This is a genomic window from Janthinobacterium sp. GW821-FHT03A03, from assembly GCF_059421435.1.
Window position 1 is genome coordinate 569,790 of record NZ_JBWKUZ010000002.1, and the last position, 18,933, is coordinate 588,722.

General features: G+C 58.2%; 23 protein-coding genes and 1 pseudogene. 10 read left to right on the plus strand and 14 right to left on the minus strand.

Going from position 1 to position 18,933, the window contains the following annotated elements; translation table 11 throughout:
• Positions 1 to 64: 64 nt before the first annotated feature.
• Positions 65 to 442, minus strand: coding sequence for a conjugal transfer transcriptional regulator TraJ (gene traJ, locus AC07VI_RS09175; protein WP_099375922.1), 378 nt, complete (start codon positions 440 to 442; stop codon positions 65 to 67).
• A 369-nt stretch (positions 443 to 811) separates the two neighbouring features.
• On the opposite strand from traJ, the gene AC07VI_RS09180 reads away from it, so the two are divergent.
• Genes AC07VI_RS09180 through traM form a run of 3 tightly spaced genes read left to right on the plus strand, consistent with a single transcriptional unit; the run spans position 812 to position 2,366 of the window.
• Complete coding sequence (locus tag AC07VI_RS09180; RefSeq protein ID WP_492994528.1) at positions 812 to 1,204, plus strand: TraK family protein; 393 nt, start codon at positions 812 to 814, stop codon at positions 1,202 to 1,204.
• On the plus strand, positions 1,204 to 1,929 hold the full coding sequence (locus tag AC07VI_RS09185) for a nucleotide-binding protein (RefSeq protein ID WP_092605215.1): 726 nt from the start codon (positions 1,204 to 1,206) through the stop codon (positions 1,927 to 1,929). Before AC07VI_RS09180 ends, AC07VI_RS09185 begins: the two co-directional genes overlap by 1 nt.
• Positions 1,929 to 2,366, plus strand: a complete 438-nt coding sequence (gene traM, locus AC07VI_RS09190) for a conjugal transfer transcriptional regulator TraM (protein ID WP_492994530.1) — start codon at positions 1,929 to 1,931, stop codon at positions 2,364 to 2,366. Before AC07VI_RS09185 ends, traM begins: the two co-directional genes overlap by 1 nt.
• Here the strand turns inward: traM and AC07VI_RS09195 are convergent.
• From AC07VI_RS09195 to AC07VI_RS09235, 9 genes are all read right to left on the minus strand, one after another.
• Positions 2,346 to 2,975 carry an IncP plasmid survival protein KfrC family protein gene (locus tag AC07VI_RS09195; protein WP_492994532.1) on the minus strand — a complete coding sequence of 210 codons (630 nt, stop codon included), beginning with the start codon at positions 2,973 to 2,975 and terminating at the stop codon, positions 2,346 to 2,348. The two genes, traM and AC07VI_RS09195, sit on opposite strands and share 21 nt — an antisense overlap.
• A 30-nt stretch (positions 2,976 to 3,005) precedes the next feature.
• Positions 3,006 to 3,350, minus strand: coding sequence for a KfrB domain-containing protein (locus AC07VI_RS09200; RefSeq protein WP_086147511.1), 345 nt, complete (start codon positions 3,348 to 3,350; stop codon positions 3,006 to 3,008).
• Positions 3,351 to 3,465: 115 nt separating this feature from the next.
• Positions 3,466 to 4,827, minus strand: a complete 1,362-nt coding sequence (locus tag AC07VI_RS09205; protein ID WP_492994534.1) for a type II toxin-antitoxin system HipA family toxin — start codon at positions 4,825 to 4,827, stop codon at positions 3,466 to 3,468.
• Between the two features lie 3 nt (positions 4,828 to 4,830).
• Complete coding sequence (locus AC07VI_RS09210) at positions 4,831 to 5,196, minus strand: helix-turn-helix transcriptional regulator (protein WP_086147513.1); 366 nt, start codon at positions 5,194 to 5,196, stop codon at positions 4,831 to 4,833.
• Positions 5,197 to 5,341: 145 nt separating this feature from the next.
• Positions 5,342 to 5,671, minus strand: coding sequence for a hypothetical protein (locus AC07VI_RS09215; RefSeq protein ID WP_086147514.1), 330 nt, complete (start codon positions 5,669 to 5,671; stop codon positions 5,342 to 5,344).
• Positions 5,672 to 5,804: 133 nt separating this feature from the next.
• The gene (locus tag AC07VI_RS09220) at positions 5,805 to 6,752 is read right to left on the minus strand and encodes a ParB/RepB/Spo0J family partition protein (RefSeq protein WP_492994537.1); all 948 of its coding nucleotides are present in this window, start codon (positions 6,750 to 6,752) and stop codon (positions 5,805 to 5,807) included.
• Positions 6,749 to 8,041, minus strand: a complete 1,293-nt coding sequence (kleE, locus tag AC07VI_RS09225) for a KleE stable inheritance protein (protein WP_492994539.1) — start codon at positions 8,039 to 8,041, stop codon at positions 6,749 to 6,751. The genes AC07VI_RS09220 and kleE overlap by 4 nt, the downstream gene beginning before the upstream one ends.
• Positions 7,932 to 8,159, minus strand: coding sequence for an Arm DNA-binding domain-containing protein (locus AC07VI_RS09230; protein ID WP_492996339.1), 228 nt, complete (start codon positions 8,157 to 8,159; stop codon positions 7,932 to 7,934). Before AC07VI_RS09230 ends, kleE begins: the two co-directional genes overlap by 110 nt.
• Before the next feature lie 788 nt (positions 8,160 to 8,947).
• A complete protein-coding gene (locus AC07VI_RS09235; protein WP_139842594.1) occupies positions 8,948 to 9,157 on the minus strand; it encodes a hypothetical protein in 210 nt (69 codons plus the stop codon).
• A gap of 24 nt (positions 9,158 to 9,181) precedes the next feature.
• Between AC07VI_RS09235 and AC07VI_RS09240 the strand changes: the two genes are divergently transcribed.
• From AC07VI_RS09240 to tnpC, 5 genes are all read left to right on the plus strand, one after another.
• Positions 9,182 to 9,706, plus strand: coding sequence for an FxDxF family PEP-CTERM protein (locus AC07VI_RS09240; RefSeq protein ID WP_193068895.1), 525 nt, complete (start codon positions 9,182 to 9,184; stop codon positions 9,704 to 9,706).
• 768 nt (positions 9,707 to 10,474) lie between these two features.
• A complete protein-coding gene (locus AC07VI_RS09245) occupies positions 10,475 to 10,729 on the plus strand; it encodes a helix-turn-helix domain-containing protein (RefSeq protein ID WP_253251973.1) in 255 nt (84 codons plus the stop codon).
• 56 nt (positions 10,730 to 10,785) lie between these two features.
• On the plus strand, positions 10,786 to 11,178 hold the full coding sequence (tnpA, locus tag AC07VI_RS09250; RefSeq protein WP_086147517.1) for an IS66-like element accessory protein TnpA: 393 nt from the start codon (positions 10,786 to 10,788) through the stop codon (positions 11,176 to 11,178).
• Positions 11,175 to 11,522 carry an IS66 family insertion sequence element accessory protein TnpB gene (gene tnpB, locus AC07VI_RS09255; RefSeq protein ID WP_086147518.1) on the plus strand — a complete coding sequence of 116 codons (348 nt, stop codon included), beginning with the start codon at positions 11,175 to 11,177 and terminating at the stop codon, positions 11,520 to 11,522. Before tnpA ends, tnpB begins: the two co-directional genes overlap by 4 nt.
• A 29-nt stretch (positions 11,523 to 11,551) precedes the next feature.
• The gene (gene tnpC, locus AC07VI_RS09260; protein WP_099375885.1) at positions 11,552 to 13,093 is read left to right on the plus strand and encodes an IS66 family transposase; all 1,542 of its coding nucleotides are present in this window, start codon (positions 11,552 to 11,554) and stop codon (positions 13,091 to 13,093) included.
• Between the two features lie 363 nt (positions 13,094 to 13,456).
• Here the strand turns inward: tnpC and AC07VI_RS09265 are convergent, their stop codons facing one another.
• Positions 13,457 to 15,451, minus strand: coding sequence for an eCIS core domain-containing protein (locus AC07VI_RS09265; protein ID WP_492994543.1), 1,995 nt, complete (start codon positions 15,449 to 15,451; stop codon positions 13,457 to 13,459).
• A 198-nt stretch (positions 15,452 to 15,649) separates the two neighbouring features.
• Positions 15,650 to 16,576: pseudogene (locus AC07VI_RS09270) on the minus strand (IS3 family transposase); the annotation flags it as partial.
• A gap of 205 nt (positions 16,577 to 16,781) precedes the next feature.
• Between AC07VI_RS09270 and AC07VI_RS09275 the strand changes: the two are divergent.
• Positions 16,782 to 17,384, plus strand: a complete 603-nt coding sequence (locus AC07VI_RS09275) for a hypothetical protein (RefSeq protein ID WP_492994545.1) — start codon at positions 16,782 to 16,784, stop codon at positions 17,382 to 17,384.
• Positions 17,385 to 17,726: 342 nt separating this feature from the next.
• Entirely contained in the window at positions 17,727 to 17,969 is a 243-nt protein-coding gene (locus AC07VI_RS09280) for a hypothetical protein (RefSeq protein ID WP_139842596.1), read from the plus strand.
• Between the two features lie 463 nt (positions 17,970 to 18,432).
• On the opposite strand, the gene AC07VI_RS09285 is transcribed toward AC07VI_RS09280, so the two are convergent.
• Together AC07VI_RS09285 and AC07VI_RS09290 are read right to left on the minus strand one after the other, a co-directional pair.
• Complete coding sequence (locus AC07VI_RS09285) at positions 18,433 to 18,546, minus strand: H-NS family nucleoid-associated regulatory protein (protein ID WP_413465895.1); 114 nt, start codon at positions 18,544 to 18,546, stop codon at positions 18,433 to 18,435.
• A gap of 8 nt (positions 18,547 to 18,554) precedes the next feature.
• Positions 18,555 to 18,752 carry a hypothetical protein gene (locus AC07VI_RS09290; RefSeq protein WP_226936043.1) on the minus strand — a complete coding sequence of 66 codons (198 nt, stop codon included), beginning with the start codon at positions 18,750 to 18,752 and terminating at the stop codon, positions 18,555 to 18,557.
• Positions 18,753 to 18,933: the final 181 nt, after the last annotated feature.

Consider the following 18,933-nt stretch of genomic DNA (forward strand, 5'->3'; position numbering starts at 1 on the left):
GCGGCTCTCTCCCTGCTGGGCTGCGACTTCCGTTGACCGGCCAGTGCAGCCAATTTTTTAGCTGCTAAAGTCCGCGCCCCTGTTGCGGCAAGACTACGGCACGCATGACGGCATGCATTTCATCCTGGGTATCGGCGATCTTGGCCAGCACGGCGCGGATCGTCGCCTCGCCGAACGCGGCAGTGCGCTCGTCGTTGGTCAGCCACAGCTTCAGCAGGCCACCCAATCGGCCCAGGTCGCCATTGATGCGCGCCAGTTCCTCGACGCGCCGGTGGTCGAGGATGCCCGGCAGCCGATGGCCCAGCCCGACCCTGCGCAGATAGGCCGCCACCGGCAGCCCGGCCGCGGCTGCCAGCCGCTTGATCTGCGCCTCTTCGTCTGGCAGCACCGGCACGCGCAGCTGCCGGGCCTTGCGGGTGGTGGAGTGTTCTGGTTCTTGCATGGCGTCCTCGCAGTTGGCGCGGCACGCGCAGGCCTCGCAGAGCAGGATGTCCGTTGAGCGCCGCAGGCGCGAATAAGGCACCGTGAAGAGAGATAACCGGCCCGCCGGTTAGCTAACTTCACCTATCCTGCCCCGGCCCGCACAGCGACCGAGCCATTTAATCGTAGGACAGGCTTTCGATTTAACCCTTGTTCTGGCACAAAACGGAGCGGATTTTATCGGTCACTATTCCGAAAAGGCCTTTAAAGGCCTTATTTGCCTCCAACCGTGGCATATCAGGCTTCAACCGTGTCAGATTGGTGGTTCAACCGTGCCAGTTTTGTGGTGTAACCGTGCATCTTCCGCATAACGTGAAGGGGAATAAATACCATGGAGAAACCCTATGCCGAACAACTGAGTGACTGGATCAAATGCAGCAAGCCGGCCAAGCGCGACCAATACCTGGTCGCCTTCCTCGCCGTCAGCGACGATGTACGCGCCGCACTGGCGGCGGGCTTTCCCATGAATACCATCTGGCGCCATATGTATGCCTCGGGGCGCGTACCGTTCGGCTACGACACGTTCCTGAAGCACGTGCACCGCATGCTGAAAGCCTCCGCACCGGCCGGGGAGACGGCTGGACAAGGCGTGGCGCCCCAGCAGCCGGCATCCCGCCAGTCCCGCGCGGCTTCCGGGAAACCGGACGCCGTGACGTCCCGGCCGGCACCAGCGCCGGCCGGCTTCCATTTCAACCCGATCCCGGACAAAAAGGAGCTACTGTAATGGCCCATATCCATATGATGCTGCAGGGTAAAGGAGGCGTTGGCAAGTCGCTGATCGCCGCCATCCTCGCCCAGTACATGCTCAGCAAGGCCCGCACGCCGCTGTGCATCGACACCGATCCCGTGAATGCCACCTTCCATGGCTACCAGGCGCTGCAGGTCCGGCGCATCGACCTGATGGAAGAGGAAGAAATCAATCCGCGCGGCTTCGACGCCCTGATCGACCTGGTGGCGCAGGCGCAGGGAGACGCCATCATCGACAACGGCGCCAGTTCCTTCGTGCCGCTGTCGCACTACCTGATCAGCAACCAGATCCCGGCCCTGCTGGCGGAACTCGATCATTTGCTGGTGGTGCACACCGTGATCACGGGCGGCCAGGCCCTGCTCGATACCATCAGCGGCTTTGCCCACCTGGCCAGCCAGTTTCCGCCGGAAACCCGCTTCATCGCCTGGCTCAATCCCTACTGGGGTCCGGTCGAGCACGAGGGCAATGGTTTCGAGCAGATGAAGACCTATCTGGCCAACCGTGAACGCCTGTCTGCCATCGTCCGGCTGCCCGTCTTGAAGAAGGAAACCTTCGGACGCGACCTGGCCGGCATGCTGCAGCAGCGCCTGACCTTCGACGAGGCGCTGGCCATGCCCGCGCTGCCGATCATGACGCGCCAGCGCCTGAGCATCATCCGGCGCCTGGTGTACGGCGAACTCGATGCCGCGATGGTGCTGTGATGGGCGACCAGACCGAGGAACTGCTGCGGGAAATTGCCGCGAAACATGGCATCGCCGTCGCGCGCGACGACCCCATCCTGGTTTTGCAGACCATCAACAGCCGCCTGATGCAGGACAGCGCCAGGGCCCAGCAGGTCCAGCTCGATCGGTTCAAGGAGGAAATGGAAGAGCTGTCGCGGCGCTGGAGCACGGACGCCAGGGAAAAGGCCGAACGCATCGTCAATGCAGCGCTGGCCGCCGCCCGGGAAGCCATGGCTGCCGCCATGCTGGAAGGAGGCCAGCAGGCGGCAAGGGCCGCACGCCAGGAAATCGACGGCGCCCTGCTCCAGCTCGCACGTCCCGTGCGCGCCGCACATGCCATCGCGGTGTTGAATGTCGCCGCCGGCTGCCTGGCCATGCTGGCGGCGGCCGTGGCCTCATGGGCCGTGCTGCGATAGGCCCAGCCGCGAGCCGCGTCCGGCTTGCAGCACATGGCTGCGATCAGGGAGCTGCTGTGTCTGCTGCTGCTGCTGCTGCTGCTGCTGCTGCAGCAGCTTTTCCAGGCGCTGCGCCTGCTGCAGCGCATCCCACTCGCTGGCCAGCCCGGGATGCCTGGTACGCAGCTTGCGCGCGGCCAGTTCCTCGATGCGCGGCGCGTGCACACCCATGCTGTCGCGCACCTCGCGCACCAGTTCCAGGCGGCCCAGCAGGCGCTGCATGGTTTTCTGTTGCTGCTGCACCTGCTGCTGCCACTGCGCGCGCGTGGCGGGAAAGGCCAGCAAGCCCGGCTGCTGCATCTGCGTGCGCTGCAGGCGCGATGCCTGCGATTCGATCAGGTTTTCCAGCCTGTCCTCGATGCGCTCGACCTGCTCGTGCTTGGCCTCGAGCTGCGCCGCCAGCGCCGCGCCATACTGCATGTCCGGCGGGGCGGCATCCAGCATTGCCGCCTGCTCCAGTTGCTCCTCCGCTGCCTGGTAGAGCTGCGCGTCAGCCTGCATCTCGGCGCCGCCCCGCGCGCCTGCGCTGGCTGTCCTGCCTTGCTGCGGCCGCTCCATCGATAGTTTCATGATCCGCCTCCTCTATCAGCGGGCTCTGCCCTACCGGCTCAGCTTGCGTCCCTGTTTGACGCTGGCACTGCTGCTGTGCGCCTGGCCGTCCTCATAGCTGACACTGGTATCGATGCCCGTCCCAGGTACTTTAGCGAAATCGCTGGCGGCGTGCTTGATCAATGTCTTGCCAACCTGCTGGTACACGCTGGCCCCATCGGCATGCACGATGACGCCGGCATACGTCTTGGCCTTGTCGGCATTACCTGCAAGATAAATATCGTAGATGCCGGGCTTGATCGCCCCTGCCTTGTCCACCTTGCTGGTAGCCCACTGTCCGCCCTGCTCGTTTTGCAGCAGGCGCTGCCCGTTCATGACCAAGACTCTTTGCTTCATCAATACGCTCCTGTTTATCGGTAGGACGTGACAGCGGCCGATTCGTTCGGCGATGGGCCATTTTAAGACGTGATACTTGCCGCTGGGTATCTAAATGCCCGTGATGTGGCACACATCAAACTGCATCCGTGCCTGCTTCGCCATCCGGCATATCCCTGAGCCGCCGCGCCTGGCGGGACATGCCCTGCAGGATGGCATCGGCAAGATCAGCGGGAAAGCCGGGTGGCAGCAAGCCGTACATGGCAGCCACCACCGCATCGGCATGGTCAAGCACCTCGTCGATCACGTCTTGCGCCGCAGCCGCGCCGAAACTGGCCTGGCGAGCCTGGCTCAGGCAGTGGCGCCGCTGGATCTGCTCCAGGTGATAATGGTTGCTGGCGCCGCGCACGGCCATCGCCAGCCGGGCATCCTGGCGCGGCAGCCGGTGCGCGCCGGGGCCGATGATGGGATGGGCGGACAGCACGTCGTAGAGCGGCGTCGACTGGAAACGGCTGTGCGGCAAATGGAAAATGCTGAAGTTCTTCGCATGGCCATCGGTCGCCGCCAGCAGCCAGAACACCAGCTGGGTCTTGAAGAAGCGGCGGCGGTCTGCCTCGGCCTGTGCAGAGCCCAGCAGGATGTCCATGATGCGGCTGATGCCCGGCCCGCCATCGGCCTGGTACTTGTGCAGGGGCGGCGTGCCGGTCGCCTGGCAAAAATCTTCCTGCGGCAGGCGGACTATCCAGCTGCCGTCACCCGACAGCCTGCGGTCGAAGCGCTCCACCACCAGCGTCTTCAGATCCTCGAAGGTGGCAATGCGGCATGGCGCCGTGGGCAGTCCGAACGCGTGCATAATTTGCGAACACAGCCATTCGTTTTCCACCGAGGTGCGCATGTCGGCGCGCATATTACCCACCAGCCCCATGGGCAGCTTCAGTATGTGCGTCGTCGGCGTGCTGCCGGTGGGACGGTGCCACTGGCCGCGATGCCATAGCAACGCCGTCTTTTCCTGCGCTCCGGCAATCGACAGGCGCAGGTCGGGCTCTGCGCCTGGATGCCCGAACGGGGCTTCCGCGACCGTGTTGCGCAATATCCTCGCCACGCCAGCCTCGTCGAGCGCCTCGCCCGTAATGGTAAACAGGTCCGTGGGTACCTCGCCGGGCGGCAATAGCTGGATGGCGCCGACACAGTCGCGCCCGGCCGCAGCGAGCAGCTGGTATGGCGCGATGCCCCCAGTCTGGAAGTGCTGGGCCATGCGGCGGCGGATCGGTTCGCTGTCAGGCAGGAGGTTGTCGAAATAATTCTGCACCAGCGCGCCGCGATAGGCGCCGCCCTGCGGCTTGAAAGGCATCGACAGCGACAGCGGCCGTCCGGCCTCGTCCTCGATCCAGGCGTCAAAATAGGTCAGCGCCGAGGTGCCAGCGGACGCATCCCAGTAGGCCACAGGACTGCCATTCAGCCACAGGTGCAGGCGCTGCGCATGCGCTCGCCGGCCCATGGCTTACCAGCGCTCCCTGGCCGATGGTGACGGTACCTGCCTTGCCGGCGCCTCCGGCCGCGCCGGACCGGACGCGCGCTGGCGCGCGAGGCGGGCGGCGGGCGGCCCCGCATCGGTTGCCTCCTGCGCGATGTCGGCATCCGGGGATGGCTGCCCGGCTGGCGAGAGCAGCAGTTCGGCCCCCAGCAGCCGCAGCACCGTGTACAGGCGCTCGACGCTGGTGGAAGCAGGATTGGCTTCGATCTGCGCATAGCTTTGCTGCGTGATGCCCAACTGCTCCGCCAGCGCCTGCTGCGACAGGCCGGCCTGCTTGCGGAAGCCGATGAGAATCGGCCGCAACTGCTGCAAGGATCGGATCGGATAGTCCATGGCGTGTCCTGGGATATGTATCTACAGTATAGGAACTGTGAAACACAATTACAAGAAACAGGCTGTAATTCCGTTTTACAGTCCATAGGCTGTATTTCAGATATTCCAGCAGACGGCTGGCCGGCACCACCAAGCAGGCAGCGGCTCAGTTGGCGCTGTGAAATTTCAGCCAGAATGCTTCGCGGCAGCGACTGTCAAAGCGCCTGACCGCTGGCTGCACCTCGACCGGCGCCTGCCCGTTCGATGGCACTTCATAGGTGATCCAGCACTCCGCGCAGGCCGCCTTCGATGGAAAGCTATCCTCTTCGGACGTGCGGCGCACCACTACGCCATTGCTGAAATAATAAGTGGCCACTTCCTGCCGTACATCAAAACCGTCCTCCTGCCAGGAGGATTGCGCGACATCTCGCCGCTCGATCACGGCCTGGCTGGGCAGGTTGAAAATAGCACCGATGTAGGTCAACAAGTCATTCATGGTCGCATGACAAATAATTGGACGGTTCCGTCTGTACTTCAAGACACGCTGGCGGAAACTGCAGCACAGCGCAAGAGCCGCAGTGTAGCACCGGCCCTGATCCGCGCGGCAAGCGCCATGGGCCACGGATGCGTCAGTCACCCGCGCCCAGCAGCCTGAGCGGCACAAGCCCGGCGAGCGCCACCTCCACTTCAACGCCATCGGCGCGCCGCAGCCAGGCCAGCCCCTCCCCGCCAGGCCTGCGTCCCAGCACCAGCACGCCTTCGCCCTGTCCATGGCGCACGAGCATGCCAGTGCAGCGCCAGCGGCCAGCGCCAGCCGGCGCGGCAAGAGTGGCCTGCGCAGATGCGGGCGGACCGGCGGCCGATGGCACGACTGTGGCGCCGCCGGTACCGTGGGTGATCTCGTCCTCCTCGCCAAACTTCGCCCCGAGAAATGCGCGCAGCAGCTTGACGGCGCTGCGCGTTATCTCCGGTTCGCCCTCGCGCAGCCAGGCCCCGACCTCGCCCGGATGCGACTTATAGGCCGTCACCAGTTCATTCACCGTCGTCACGTCGCGTACCCTGCCCTCGTTGAACGCCAGGGCGATGGGTTCCGGTAAATCCAGCAGGGCCGCATGCTGCGTCACGAAGGCGGCGGACTTGCTGATGTTGCTGGCGATCTGCCCCCGCTTCAGCCCCTTCGACAGTTCTCGGCCAATGTAGTTGGCAATTTCGCGCGCCGTCAGCTCGTTGCGCTGCAGGTTTTCCACCACCTGGTCGGTCTCGCTATAGTCGTCGTCGATAAAGCCAGGAATGGTCACCAGCTGCGCCAGTCGCGATGCGCGATAGCGGCGCGCGCCGTGATTGATGATGTAGTGGCCAGGCCGTTCGGGATGATGGCGCACGGAGATCGGTGTCTTGATCCCGCGCAGGCGTATCGAGGCGGCGAGTTCGGCCAGGCTATGCGCCGTAAAGCCCGGATTTTCGGACGAACGCGGCTGCAGCGGGTCTTCATTGATATGCTCGAGCGGCAGCGCCAGCGGCCTGCCCTCCGGCGCGCGGCCGCTGGCGGGGCCTGGTAGTGCGGACGCCTTCTTCATCGCAACTGGTCCGGCTTGCCGTACGCCACGAACCAGGTCAGGTAGCAGAAAAAGGCGTAGTGCAGCAGCAAGGTCCATCCGGCATGCGCGCCAGGCGTATCCCACAGCACCAGCGCGCGCAGCAGCTGGAACAGCACGTCACACACCATGATGAAGCGCAGCACTGGCCAGCACAGCGTGGCAATAACCCACAGGATGGTGCGCAGGCCCGGCCGGCCCGGCGGCGGAACGGGCGCGGGCGGCAGCGGTGGCGCTTTCTCCTTGTTTGGTACCGGTGGAAACTGAATGATGTCTGCCATGCCTCTTCCCTCCCGCCCGCTTCGCTGCACCCGTGCAACTGATATGTCGGCAGAACCTATCGTCGCTCCGCCAGCCGTAAACGACTTTGATCCAGAACAAGCTCTGGTTCCGCCATCGGCGTAATTTTTAGCTGCTAAAGCCTGATTACCGCCCAATTCCTGCATGGGACACACAGCCATGCGCGCCGCCTTGATCCAGTCGGTTTTGCGTGAAGATTCCTGTCGAATCCCCATGGCCACGGATACCAGCACCGCATTCAAGGTCGCGCCATTCATCGGCCGGTCAGGATCGTACCTGGAAGGCAGTACATAACGGGAGCCGCCAGCACAGGTCTTAAACGCGACCAGCACATCCATGGCCTGGCGCGACAGATAGACGTTATGGGGATTTCTTCTTTTCATGCGCGCGCCAGGGATCGTCCACAGGGCATGCTTGAAGTCGATCTCCGACCAGGTAGCGTCGGGCAGTTCCGACTTGCGCACCAGTGTCAGCAACAGCATCTTGCAGGCCAGGCGTACTGTCGCGGCACACTGAGTCCGATCAAGATACTTGTAGAACAATTTAATCTCGGCCGGCGTCAAGGTGCGGTCACGCGGCGCGAACGTCGCGATCGACGATGGCGGCACGCGATCCGCGGGATTTGGATGTTTTTCCCCGCGCGCCTCGGCATACCTGAAGACCATCATTACGATCTCGCGCGCATGCACGGCCACGGCCGGAGCCTGGCGTGCAACGATGCGGTCGCACAATTCACGCAGCATTTGATCGCTGATTTCCGATAGCAGCAAGGAGCCAAACGCTCTTTTCAGGTCCAGCTCATACGTCCAGCGGCGCATGGCACGAGTTGATTCAGCCATCCTGTACTTGTCGAGCCAGCGTTCAGCCCAGACAGAAAACGGTTCCTGTACCGTGCGGCGTTGGATGCTCTCTTCCTTCGTGCGCGCTGGCGCCGCCCGCAGCAACGGACTTGCGCGCCTCGGCAAGAGCATCGCGCGCTTCGCGCAAGCTCAAGCCACCCGCACCGTACCGGCCCAGGGTAATGGTCTCCTGTCTTCCGTTAATGCGGTAGTTGTAGCGAAAGGAAATGCTACCGGACGCTGCCACCATCACGTACAGTCCGTCCCGGTCCGCAACCTATGGCCGCCCGGTGCCCTTGATATTTTTCAGCTTCGCATCTGTCAGCATTTTCGCCTCCAAACGTATACCATCATGACGCCAAAATAACAAAACAAATCAACAACTTGCAATCGATTCGACAACGAATTACAAGCGCGTGGATGGTACCCGGGCCGCCAAAAGTACCATCAACGCGCATCGCGTTTTTCGAGCCAGGAAAAACCAATAAAAACAAATACTTACAGGGCTTTATACCATCAAGGCCCGGCTGAGTATGATGGTATACGTGTACCAACAGCATCACCCAAGATGGGCGATACCATCTTGAGTACCATCAAAAGAACCTGCTCGACGTTACCCGAGCTTGCCGGACCAGGTATCCCAAAAAAGAAAAAGCCCCTGCAAATCAGGGGCTTGGTCTCATCATCCTACCCGGCTGTACCAGAGGCCGCCGGATGGAATATTATTCCGCACTCGAACATCGCTGACACTTCAAAAGTGATGAATTGAAACAATTCGGACTCGATTATCAATTAGTACACCAAGAAACTGTTTTCATGATGCTTTTCCGTGTTGAAAATATTCAACATCATTAAAAATACCCTCTTCGAAACAGCGGTTAGGCATCTAATCTTACTAGATGGTTCCTATAAAAAATACTTTCCAATTATTTCCAAGACAACTGCAAGCTGAGCGACGTAATTGGCAAAATGGTTTCATCCACCGGGAGGGCCGCAGCATGGCCTTTACTTCCCTCTTTTCCAGACGGAACTAGGTACCTATACAACAGTATTTTTCACACAATTAACTCCATTCATTTCTTGTGAAATATTAATAGTACCTATTTTATATTTTTCATTTTCCTGGAATTCTTGCCCGTGCAGTAGCGATGGACTATTCAAATGACGGCAGCGATGAAAAAATATAACATTGACAATGTTTTGTGCTGGCGATAATTTATCACTGCAGTACGGTTTTTCTAAAAACATTTAGTATTCTTGGAGGAGATCAACATGAAACTAAAATCACTCATTGCAGCGGCAGTATTAAGTGCCGTTACCATCGGTAGCGCCAGCGCCACCGCCTATACTGTCAACCTCACCAACACCTCGGGCAACCTGTGGACCAGCGGTTTCAACGCTGTCCCCAGCCCGCTCGGCGACTTCACGGATACCTTCACGTTCACCCCCACTGCGACCTTTGGCTCGACCGCGCAGGCCTTCCTTGCCAACCTGTCCGTCACGGGCTCGGACAGCTCGTCCATCAGCTTTGCCAGCGCCAACCTGAACGGCATAGGACTGACCGGATTTGGCGGCCCCACCGTCTTTGGCTTTGCTCAGGGGGAAGTACTCGCACCGACGAGCATTTTGTTCAATGGCCCGCTGGTCCTGACCGTGATGGGCAACACCAAGGGCGGCAGCTATGGCGGCACCTTCAACCTGAACCTGGCTCCCGTTCCTGAACCGGAAACCTATGGCATGCTGCTGGCTGGCTTGGGCATACTGTGCTTCCTGGCCCGGCGCCGCAAGCAATCTTGAGTGCGCCACCAAAAGACGCCCCGGCGTCTTTTTTTTTATGGCGGCTAGATTCTGCGACGAACAGGGCAACCAAGTACTCGCGATAAGCGTCCTATTCCTTCGTCCGTAGTCCCCCAGCCAGCCTTGGCCATTGGTCCAAGTCCAACTCTAGAATCATTGCCATACACGTCATATCGCTAGGTTTGTGGAAGCGCGGCGTCATCGGGCGCCCATCAGCGTTGATCATCAACCTAGTAACGACAGTAACTGATCCGTCACCGGCCTCCCCGATGGCAGCGATGGCCACAGGATAGCCAGCGACGCATACAGTGCGCCAGCAAACAGGTTTGCCGGTTCAAAATTGAGCTCAAAAGAAATGGGGAATCGGATAATGCAGCACTGCTTGCACTTCCAGGCGCCGTGGACGGAGTACTCGCCACCACGTCGGGGCGAGCGCGGCAGGCCTGGCGGGCAAGATTCAGTCCTGCTCAGTAAGACCCCATGTGAATCTTGCAAAGGGAATCTTCTATCTGCTCCTTACCGCTGTGGAATACATATGGGGACAGGTTATTCCATCGAATACAGCGAAGCCAGACCACGTTGATAACTTTCGCTGCTGGCATACAGTCAAATCCCGAAAGCGGGACCTTCGATGAGGAGCATTGACCACATCATGTTGATTTGCAGCGAAATCTGACCCACTTCACCCTATAATTTGCAAACGGAACTGACCCACGTTTAAGACACAATCCTACTCATGACATTGAGTGGGGAATTGGAGTGATCGACGTGGCACTACTAGGCATTATTCGACGCTGGCACATTTGCGACCAGATCCCATTGAGAGAGATAGCCAGGCGCTTGGGCATCTCGCGAAACACCGTTCGACGCTATTTACGCTCAGAAACCATAGAACCAGCCTACGCTGAGCGGCGCTCCAAGCGAGCCATTGACCAATACGCATTCCAACTTTCGGCAATGCTCAAAACGGAAGAGGCGCGATCGCGCAGTAAGCGTCTTCCTAGTGCCGTCTGGACTGCCTGAGCGCCGTTATTCATGATCGAATTTTGGCACAGTATTTGTGCCCACAAATTCTGATTATGGACACAAATTTTCAACCGACCATTTCAAAGAACGCACGCGGCCACTATCGCCAGCATCCGCTGGAGTTCAAGCGCGCATTGGTTGCGCTATCGCTCAAACCGGGCGCCTCGGTCGCGCGCATCGCGCGCGACCACGGTGTCAACGCCAACCAGGTGTTCAGCTGGCGCCGGCTGTATCAACAAGGGCGCCTCGGTGTGCCGGCGTTGATGCGCACCGATGGCTTGTTGCCGGTGGTGCTGGCGCCGTCGGCGCCCGCGCCGAACAACGCCGATGCCGATGGCGACGCCGGCGGCACCATCGTGCTGGATCTGGGCGAAGTCCGTGTACGCATCGAAGGCCAGCCCAACGCAGCCACGCTGGCCCAAGTATTGGATCGGGTGCTACGATGATCGGGCTGCCCGCCGGTACCAAGGTGTGGCTTGCCGCCGGCACTACCGACATGCGCTCCGGCTTCAATGGCTTGGCTGCCAAAGTGCAGACGGCGCTTGAGGAAGACCCGTTCAGCGGCCACGTGTTCGTGTTCCGTGGCCGGCGCGGCGACCTCGTCAAATTACTGTGGTGGAGCGGCGATGGCCTGTGCCTGTTGGCCAAGCGGCTTGAACGCGGTCGCTTCATTTGGCCGCAGGCTACCAGCGGTTCGGTGGCGCTGACGCAAGCGCACCTGTCGATGCTGCTCGAAGGCATAGACTGGCGGCGGCCGGAACGGACCTGGAAACCAACGTCGGCCTTGTAAACGACACAAGCCTCGCGTAAACTTGGCGCATGCTCAGCCCAGCCGACCTGCCCAACGACATCGCCGCCTTGAAGGCGCTGCTGCTCGCCCAAGACGAGGTGGTTGAATGGCTGCGCGAACAACTGAACACGCGCGCCGTCGAGATCGAGCACCTCAAGCTGCAGATCGCTAAATTGTGGCGCATGCAGTTCGGTCGCAAGTCGGCAAAGCTCGACCACCAGATCGAGCAGCTGGAGTTGCAGCTGGAAGACTTGCAGGCCGACGAGGCGGAGGCGGCGCGCGAGATGCCGGCGGCCGACCAGGCACCGCGCAAGAAATCGGTGCGCCGGCCGTTGCCCGATCATTTGCCGCGAGACGAGAAGGTCTATGCACCGACGACCGATGCCTGCCCGGCCTACGGTGGCGGCCTGCGGCCGCTGGGCGAGGACGTGGCCGAGCAACTGGAATTCGTTCCGGCCAGCTTCCGCGTGATTCGTCATGTGCGCCCCAAGCTGGCATGCGCCTGCTGCGACGCCATCGTCCAGGCGCCGGCGCCGAGCCGGCCAATCGAGCGCGGCATCGCCGGCCCAGGTTTGCTGGCGCACATCCTGGTGGCCAAGTGCGCCGATCATCTGCCGCTGTATCGCCAGTCCGTCTTCTACGCGCGCGAGGGCGTCGACTTGGATCGTGCGCTGCTGGCGAGCTGGGTCGGCGCAGCCAGTGCGTTGCTGCGCCCGTTGGTCGACGCCATTCGCCGCCACGTACTGGCGGCATCAAAGTTGCATGCCGACGATACGCCGATCCCGGTGCTGGCCCCCGGCAACGGCAAAACCAAGACGGCGCGCCTGTGGACTTATGTGCGCGACGACAGGTCTTCCGGCGACACCACGTCGCCAGCGGTCTGGTTTGCCTACACACCCGACCGCAAGGGCATCCATCCGCAGACCCACCTAGCCAAGTTTGAAGACGTGCTGCAAGCGGACGCCTATGCAGGCTTCAACGCCTTGTTCGAGGACGGCACGATCCGCGAAGCGGCATGTTGGGCGCACGCGCGGCGCAAATTCCACGATCTGCACGCCGCCCGCGCGACGCCGCTGACCACCGAGGCGCTGCGCCGGATCGCCGAGCTCTATGTGATCGAGGCTGAGATCCGGGGCAAGCCGCCCGACGAACGACGACAAGTTCGGCAAGCCCGTTCGCGCCCGCTGCTCGACGACCTGGAGCGCTGGCTGCGCGCCACGCTCGATACTTTATCGCGCAAATCTGACACGGCGGCGGCGATCCTGTATGCGCTCAAGCTGTGGCCGGCACTGCTGCGCTACCGCGACGACGGCGCAATCGAGATTGATAACTCTGCGGCCGAACGCGCCTTGCGTGGTGTCGCCATCGGCCGCCGCAACTACCTGTTCGCCGGCGCCGACAGCGGCGGCGAGCGCGCCGCCGCGATCTACTCGCTGATCGGCACGGCTAGGCTGAACGGTGTCGACCCCGAAGCCTGGTTGCGTCACGTGCTGACGCATATCGCCGATCATCCCGTGAACCGGGTTGATGATTTCTTGCCTTGGAACTGCAACCTGCCAGCAGCCCTTTGAGATCACGCCGCTTCCCAGCGGTGTGACGCCATCATCGATCAAATCCCTCCTGCACTCAAGATGGCGCTGAGCGGACGCTTACCTAGGCCTCACGGTGCTTTGTGACTTAAAACAATAAAGTTGGTCGGACTGACGCGAGGTAAGTGACTGATTTTGCTGGACCCGAACGATTGAGAAAAGTTGACCGTTTGAACCCAAGACAGAAACCCGCTCACCAGAAAAGCGACTGCGCAGAGTTGTATTGAAGAGAGCCGGTCTACGGGGCCGGTTTTTTTGTCGGTACTGTTGATGGCGTTATCGGTGAGCCCGCTGTCAGTGCACGCGACAGACCCACGGTCAAGAAGCATTGAACCGGCTGATGCGTCATTCGATCAAGTCGAAGCCTCGCAACAAGAAGTTGCTGCCGTCCACACGATGGCAATTGCCATGACTATCGAAGAGCATCTCAATCAGCTGGTGTACACTGAAGTTTTTTGCAGCATCGGCACGCACGCCCTGATAGCGAAGCGCGCGTTCGTCCGGTGTGAACAGTGCAAGGTTCTGGTCTCGCGCGTTGCCATAATCCGCTTCGTTGACAAACAGGTTTTCCGCTGCCCAGTCAAAACCGCCATAAAGGATGCCCATCATCCTGTCCCTTAGCCCCTCCGGCATGTCAGCAATGCTTACCGCTCCTTCCGCTGCTTCAGGCGCGTCCGCCGTCGCCGTGATGATTGCATCCCGCGCTGTACCAACAGCTGCATAGTCTTCAATTTCAAACACATTTTTGTTGGCGAGCTGCCTTGCCTGATCGCCGCTGCTCAGGATGGGCTCTGCCTTGGGGACGAGCTCCTTAATCCGCTGGACCATGGCAGAGAGTTGGATGTGGCTGGGATTCAAATCGCCAAGGCCCAGGAATTCCTTCAAAGCACCGATCACGTTGTAGACAAACACTGGCTTGTCGGCTTCATTGAGCCTGGTGACCAGGGCTTCGTGATCGGCGCCGTTAAAAATTTCAATGGCATTGATTTCAAAGCTGTCCTTATCGGCGAACTGCGCATCCATTCCGGCACCCACATCGCCGGCCCCCAAGCCGCTGATGACACCGTCGGTTTTCAGAAGAGCCAAAATGGGCTGGTAGAGAGCTGCTTGCGGCGCATCGGTCACCTTGTGAATGAGTACCTGGTCAATATAGCCATCGAATCGCGCAGCGACTTCCCGAATGTGCGCATCAAGCCCCGCGGGAGGTGTGTGATCGACCTTGTAGATGATGTCAAATTCGTCTCGCGTTCTTCCACCCGCGACCGCCTCGTCAATCGCCGTCGCCAGACTCAAAATCGTCCCGCCGTAAGAATCGGCGCCGTCAAATGTTGTATAGCCCGCCGCAATCGCAAGTCTTATCTGCTCAAGGCTGCGTCCCGACAGTCCAAAAATAACATTGGCCTCCTCACCAATTTTGCGTTGCACTATCGGCTGGGCCGCTACAGTGGACGAGCGTTTCTGAACCGGATTTTCACGCCCGCGTGCGAACGCTTCCACGCTGGCCTGTGGTGAGTCGTGCGCATTTTTGCCAGTGCTTTCGCCAAGCGCCAGGTCGCCCATGATGTCGGCCTCATGCTCGAGACCGGCATCATCATTCACGTTCACGCCGCCTTTCATCTGCCGCGTCGGTGCCACCCTGCCCTGCGCCTGTTGGACGACGTGCCAGGCCTCATGCGGCAGGTGCCTTTCCTGCCCGGGCGCCACATGAATGTCACTGTCCTGCGCATAGGCGTGGGCCTGCAAAAGGGCCGGCTTATGCGAGTTAAAATGCACCTTCACATGATCCATGCTCATGCCAGAGAGCGACTCTATTCCTGATTTCAATCGATTGGGTAGGCCGGTATTGTTTGTTTTTTCTTTGCGCTGCGCCGGCGACGCCTCCGCTCGAATTGCACCATCTCCTTGCGGTTTGACCGCCTCGCCAAAGAGCGCATTCATTTGATGACGCTGCGCCACCATCCGCGGACTGTTGTGAATGACGTCGCTTAGCGCCCGCCGCTGCAACACACGCGGGCTGTTATTCATCATCTCGGCCAGTTTACGTTGCGCCGGCGCCTCGGGCCGGTTGTCCGCAAGTACCCCAGTCCGTGCAACTTTCGTGGCAGTGTCCGTTTGGGCGGCATCAGAGACATTTTTTGCTTGAAGTGGTGCTTGCATGGGGTGGCCTTCGACGATGAGCGGCGTTAACGATATGACTGTTTGATCATAACCACAATTTTCTGCGGTAGGCTGATTTTTCCTGACACTCCACTCCGTCAGCCGGGTCGATGGCTTTCTGCCCTGGAACTGTGCCACCAAACTGGCCTGCTCAACTCCGCTTACCAGCGGTGTGACAAGCATAATCTCGCTTTAACCCAGGAACCTCAACACGGTACTGGGCAGACGCTTACATCGCGCAAGCAGCGACGCACGCTAAAGCAGATCCATGAGGACCTAAAAGAATTGGGGTTCGAGGGGTCATACGACAGGGTCGCTGCGTTCGCGAGGACATGGAGGGAGGGTCAAATCGACCGGATCAATTCCGCTCGCAAACGAACACTGTCGTATCCGATAGCGCCACAAGCGCTGACGGAATTTTCGACTGGCGTACTGGCTACCTTGATCCGAATGAAACAGCAGCCCCTGCGGTCGACCTCGCTGCTGGTAAGCCATTTCCGGCGCTTGCACAACAAGGTCCGCGTCGGGGCGTAGCGAAAATGCCCAGCCCACCGCTCGGCGAGCGAACAACTCCAACACCACTGCCAAGTAATACCATCGGCCTTGTGCCAAGACATAGGTGATGTCCCCGCACCAGACCTGATTTGGCGCCTCTACTGTGAATTCACGATTGAGGTTTCGGAACATCGACCCGCTCCACCGTAGCCTGCTTATAGGCATGGCTGCCAGGCTGCTTGCAGACCAGCCCCAGCTCTTCCATCAAACGACTGACTTTGAAGCGGCCAATTGCCGTGCCTTCCTCGCGCATCATGCCCATGATGCTGCGGCTTCCCGCCGAATTGCGACTCTCGACGAACAGCTCGTGCACGCGGCTACGCAATGCCATGCGCTCCACATCAATGTGCCGGGCGCGCTCCCGATACGCATCCAGGCATGACCGCGCTACGTCGAACACCGCGCAGATCAACTCGATTGACTCGTTACTACAAATCTGATCGATTACCTCGTACGTTCTATCCCTTCCGACATCAAGAGCGCGGTAGCCTTTTTTAAAATGGACTTCTCCCGCTCGAGACGCGCAATGCGTGCTTCGAGTTCCTGTATTCGCTGCTGATCAGGCGTCATTGCCTTACTCTGTGGCGTGATGCCCTGCCGCTCCAACTGCAGCTGCTGCACCCAGCGGCGCAGCACTGATTCGCCGATGCCGACCGGACGGCTTGCCTCCGTATGGCTATATCCTTGATCCAGTACCAGGCATGCCGCCTGCTGTTTGAACTCAGGGGAAAACGTACGTCTTTGCTTGCTCATCAAACACCTCTCCATGGCGAGCATTCTCGCCTAAATCAGTGTCCGGGTACATTAAACCGCTACACTTAATTTCATTTCCACTAGCACATGTAGGCGAGGAATTGATTAACTGAACATTGGTTATATTGATCTACATCAAGCTTGCTTGCATTATTTCCCGAGGTGAAGTTTATCGCTGCACAATACCATCAAGGAGATGCCTGCCATGGAATTTACGCACGAACATCATTTAGATGGCTACGTTTTTCACATTTGCGCCATACTTACCTCTGAATACCGTTACAAAGGAAGGATTCTACTCTCAAAGAGAGGCGACACATGCGCCACCATTGAACCAGCCTTGACGATTGATACACCAAGCACCTTCAAATCGTTTCGTGGTGCGCAAATCGAAGCATCGGCATACGCTCATGAGCTCGTACATAGTAGGGCAATTTTGTCCATTATTGACACAGGATTACCTGCACAATCCTTCCCCCGTTTTCGTAGCTCCGAAAAAAATAAGAAGAATAGTGCTAAGCGTTATCGGTCTGCAAGAAACCTAAAGAAACCTATTTATTATGTTTACCTATCCACCTTGAGGAAATTTACTTTCCAATGGTCCACAACAAAAACATCTGACTGTGGAACTGCCCTAGCAGCTTTCTATGAACTTTCCAGCTACAGCTTTCTCAAAGGAAAACCATACCAAGTCAGCCTAAAATGCAATAATACTTTGGTGATGCGCCATAGATTTGATAGTTTACCCGGAAGTGAAGAAAACTGGGCCAATTCAATGGATAACAAGTCCACCGAACTGGCAGATTAAAATCTCTCGAATTAATTGCAAGAAGCGCCAATATATTCAATATGGAATAAATAGTTAAATCTAAAAAACCTTGTATTTTGATGATCAAAGAGTCATCCACCCATGCAAAGAATAGAGATTTCTTTTATCTTTTAAGCCATCCATCTTGCCAAATAAATTATTCTTGAACGAACTATCAAAAGAGGGAATGCATACCAAGATCCAATACGCATCAGTATAGATGCCCCATAATACTCGCCACACATTGATTCCAATTCGCTTCTCGACCACTTTCTCCATCTACCTTATGGTTTTTCTTAGATGTAGTAAGTGCATATTAAAATCCATCACTAAAAAATCCACATGCAAACCATATACATATTTGGGACTCGAAAAGGACTGGCGCAGATCGATTTCCACGCAACCACGGGGCGATTTTATGCCGTGTTTTGCAATGAAAAACTAGGGAACTATCATTCACCCGAACAAGCCGCGGCGGACTTGGCACATGGTTACACCTTTAGTCATTCATCTGGCATTGACCTCACTATCCTTGGAATACCAGAGGATCTTGAAGACTGGGAGCGCATTTCGTATGACAAATAGCTTGTCTCATTTGTGACATTCCAGAAAAATTGCATTCATCAAGAAAAAATGCGACGAATAGCCTTTAACTGAGGCATTATGAAGTGCAAAGACACATTGTCATCTACGCAAATAAAGCGTATTCATCAACATGAAATTACCACTTCTGAATCGTCTTAACTGGTCGAAATCCATTATTGACCATCAACGACAAGCCAATCAACGACGCGCTGCATGATGTGTCTCTTCCTTGCAACTGCCTACGACCTGCCTCAAAAAAATCCTCCAATGTGCTATCAGACAAGATATTCGATTATTGAGAATGAGTTAGTGAATTAAGGATATTGACGAAGGCGCCATAAATATTTTAGCCGTACCAAACAGCTTCCTCGCTCACGTATGAGATATCTAATCCCAACAGCTAATCTTCAGAATGACAAGGACCAATGACACGGACTAAAAGCATGAGAATAGGGAACTCAAATTAGATACGGATCCCATCAAGCGATTGATGCTTCTCCAGCCAAGACTTGACCCACAAAGGTTGGCGTCCACGCCCAATCCATTGCTGATCCGGATTTTCGGGGTTGCGATACATCGCTGGAACTACTTTTTCTCGCCCTTCGCTGCATTTTTTGGCCCGCCGGCGATCAACTGTGTCAGCGGCACGCCGACCCGCTGTGCGATAGCGAGCATTTCCGCACGGGCTTTTTTCAGCTCGTCTTTTTGGCGGGACTTGATTTCTTGAATTACTTGCGCTTCGAGCTTTTTTAACTCGGCCAGTGATAATGATGAGATATCCATACGAACTCCTTGACAGTGGTACAAATTTGGATGAGGCCTGTATGTGACTTGAGCAGGCATGCCAAGTCAACGCCATTCTAAGACAATTCATACATGCTTTTGCAGTCTTCTTTCTCCTTGTACCATCGAAACACCTTGTTTAAAGGGGCAATTTCGACTGGAGCCATGCAGCTGGCCCGGC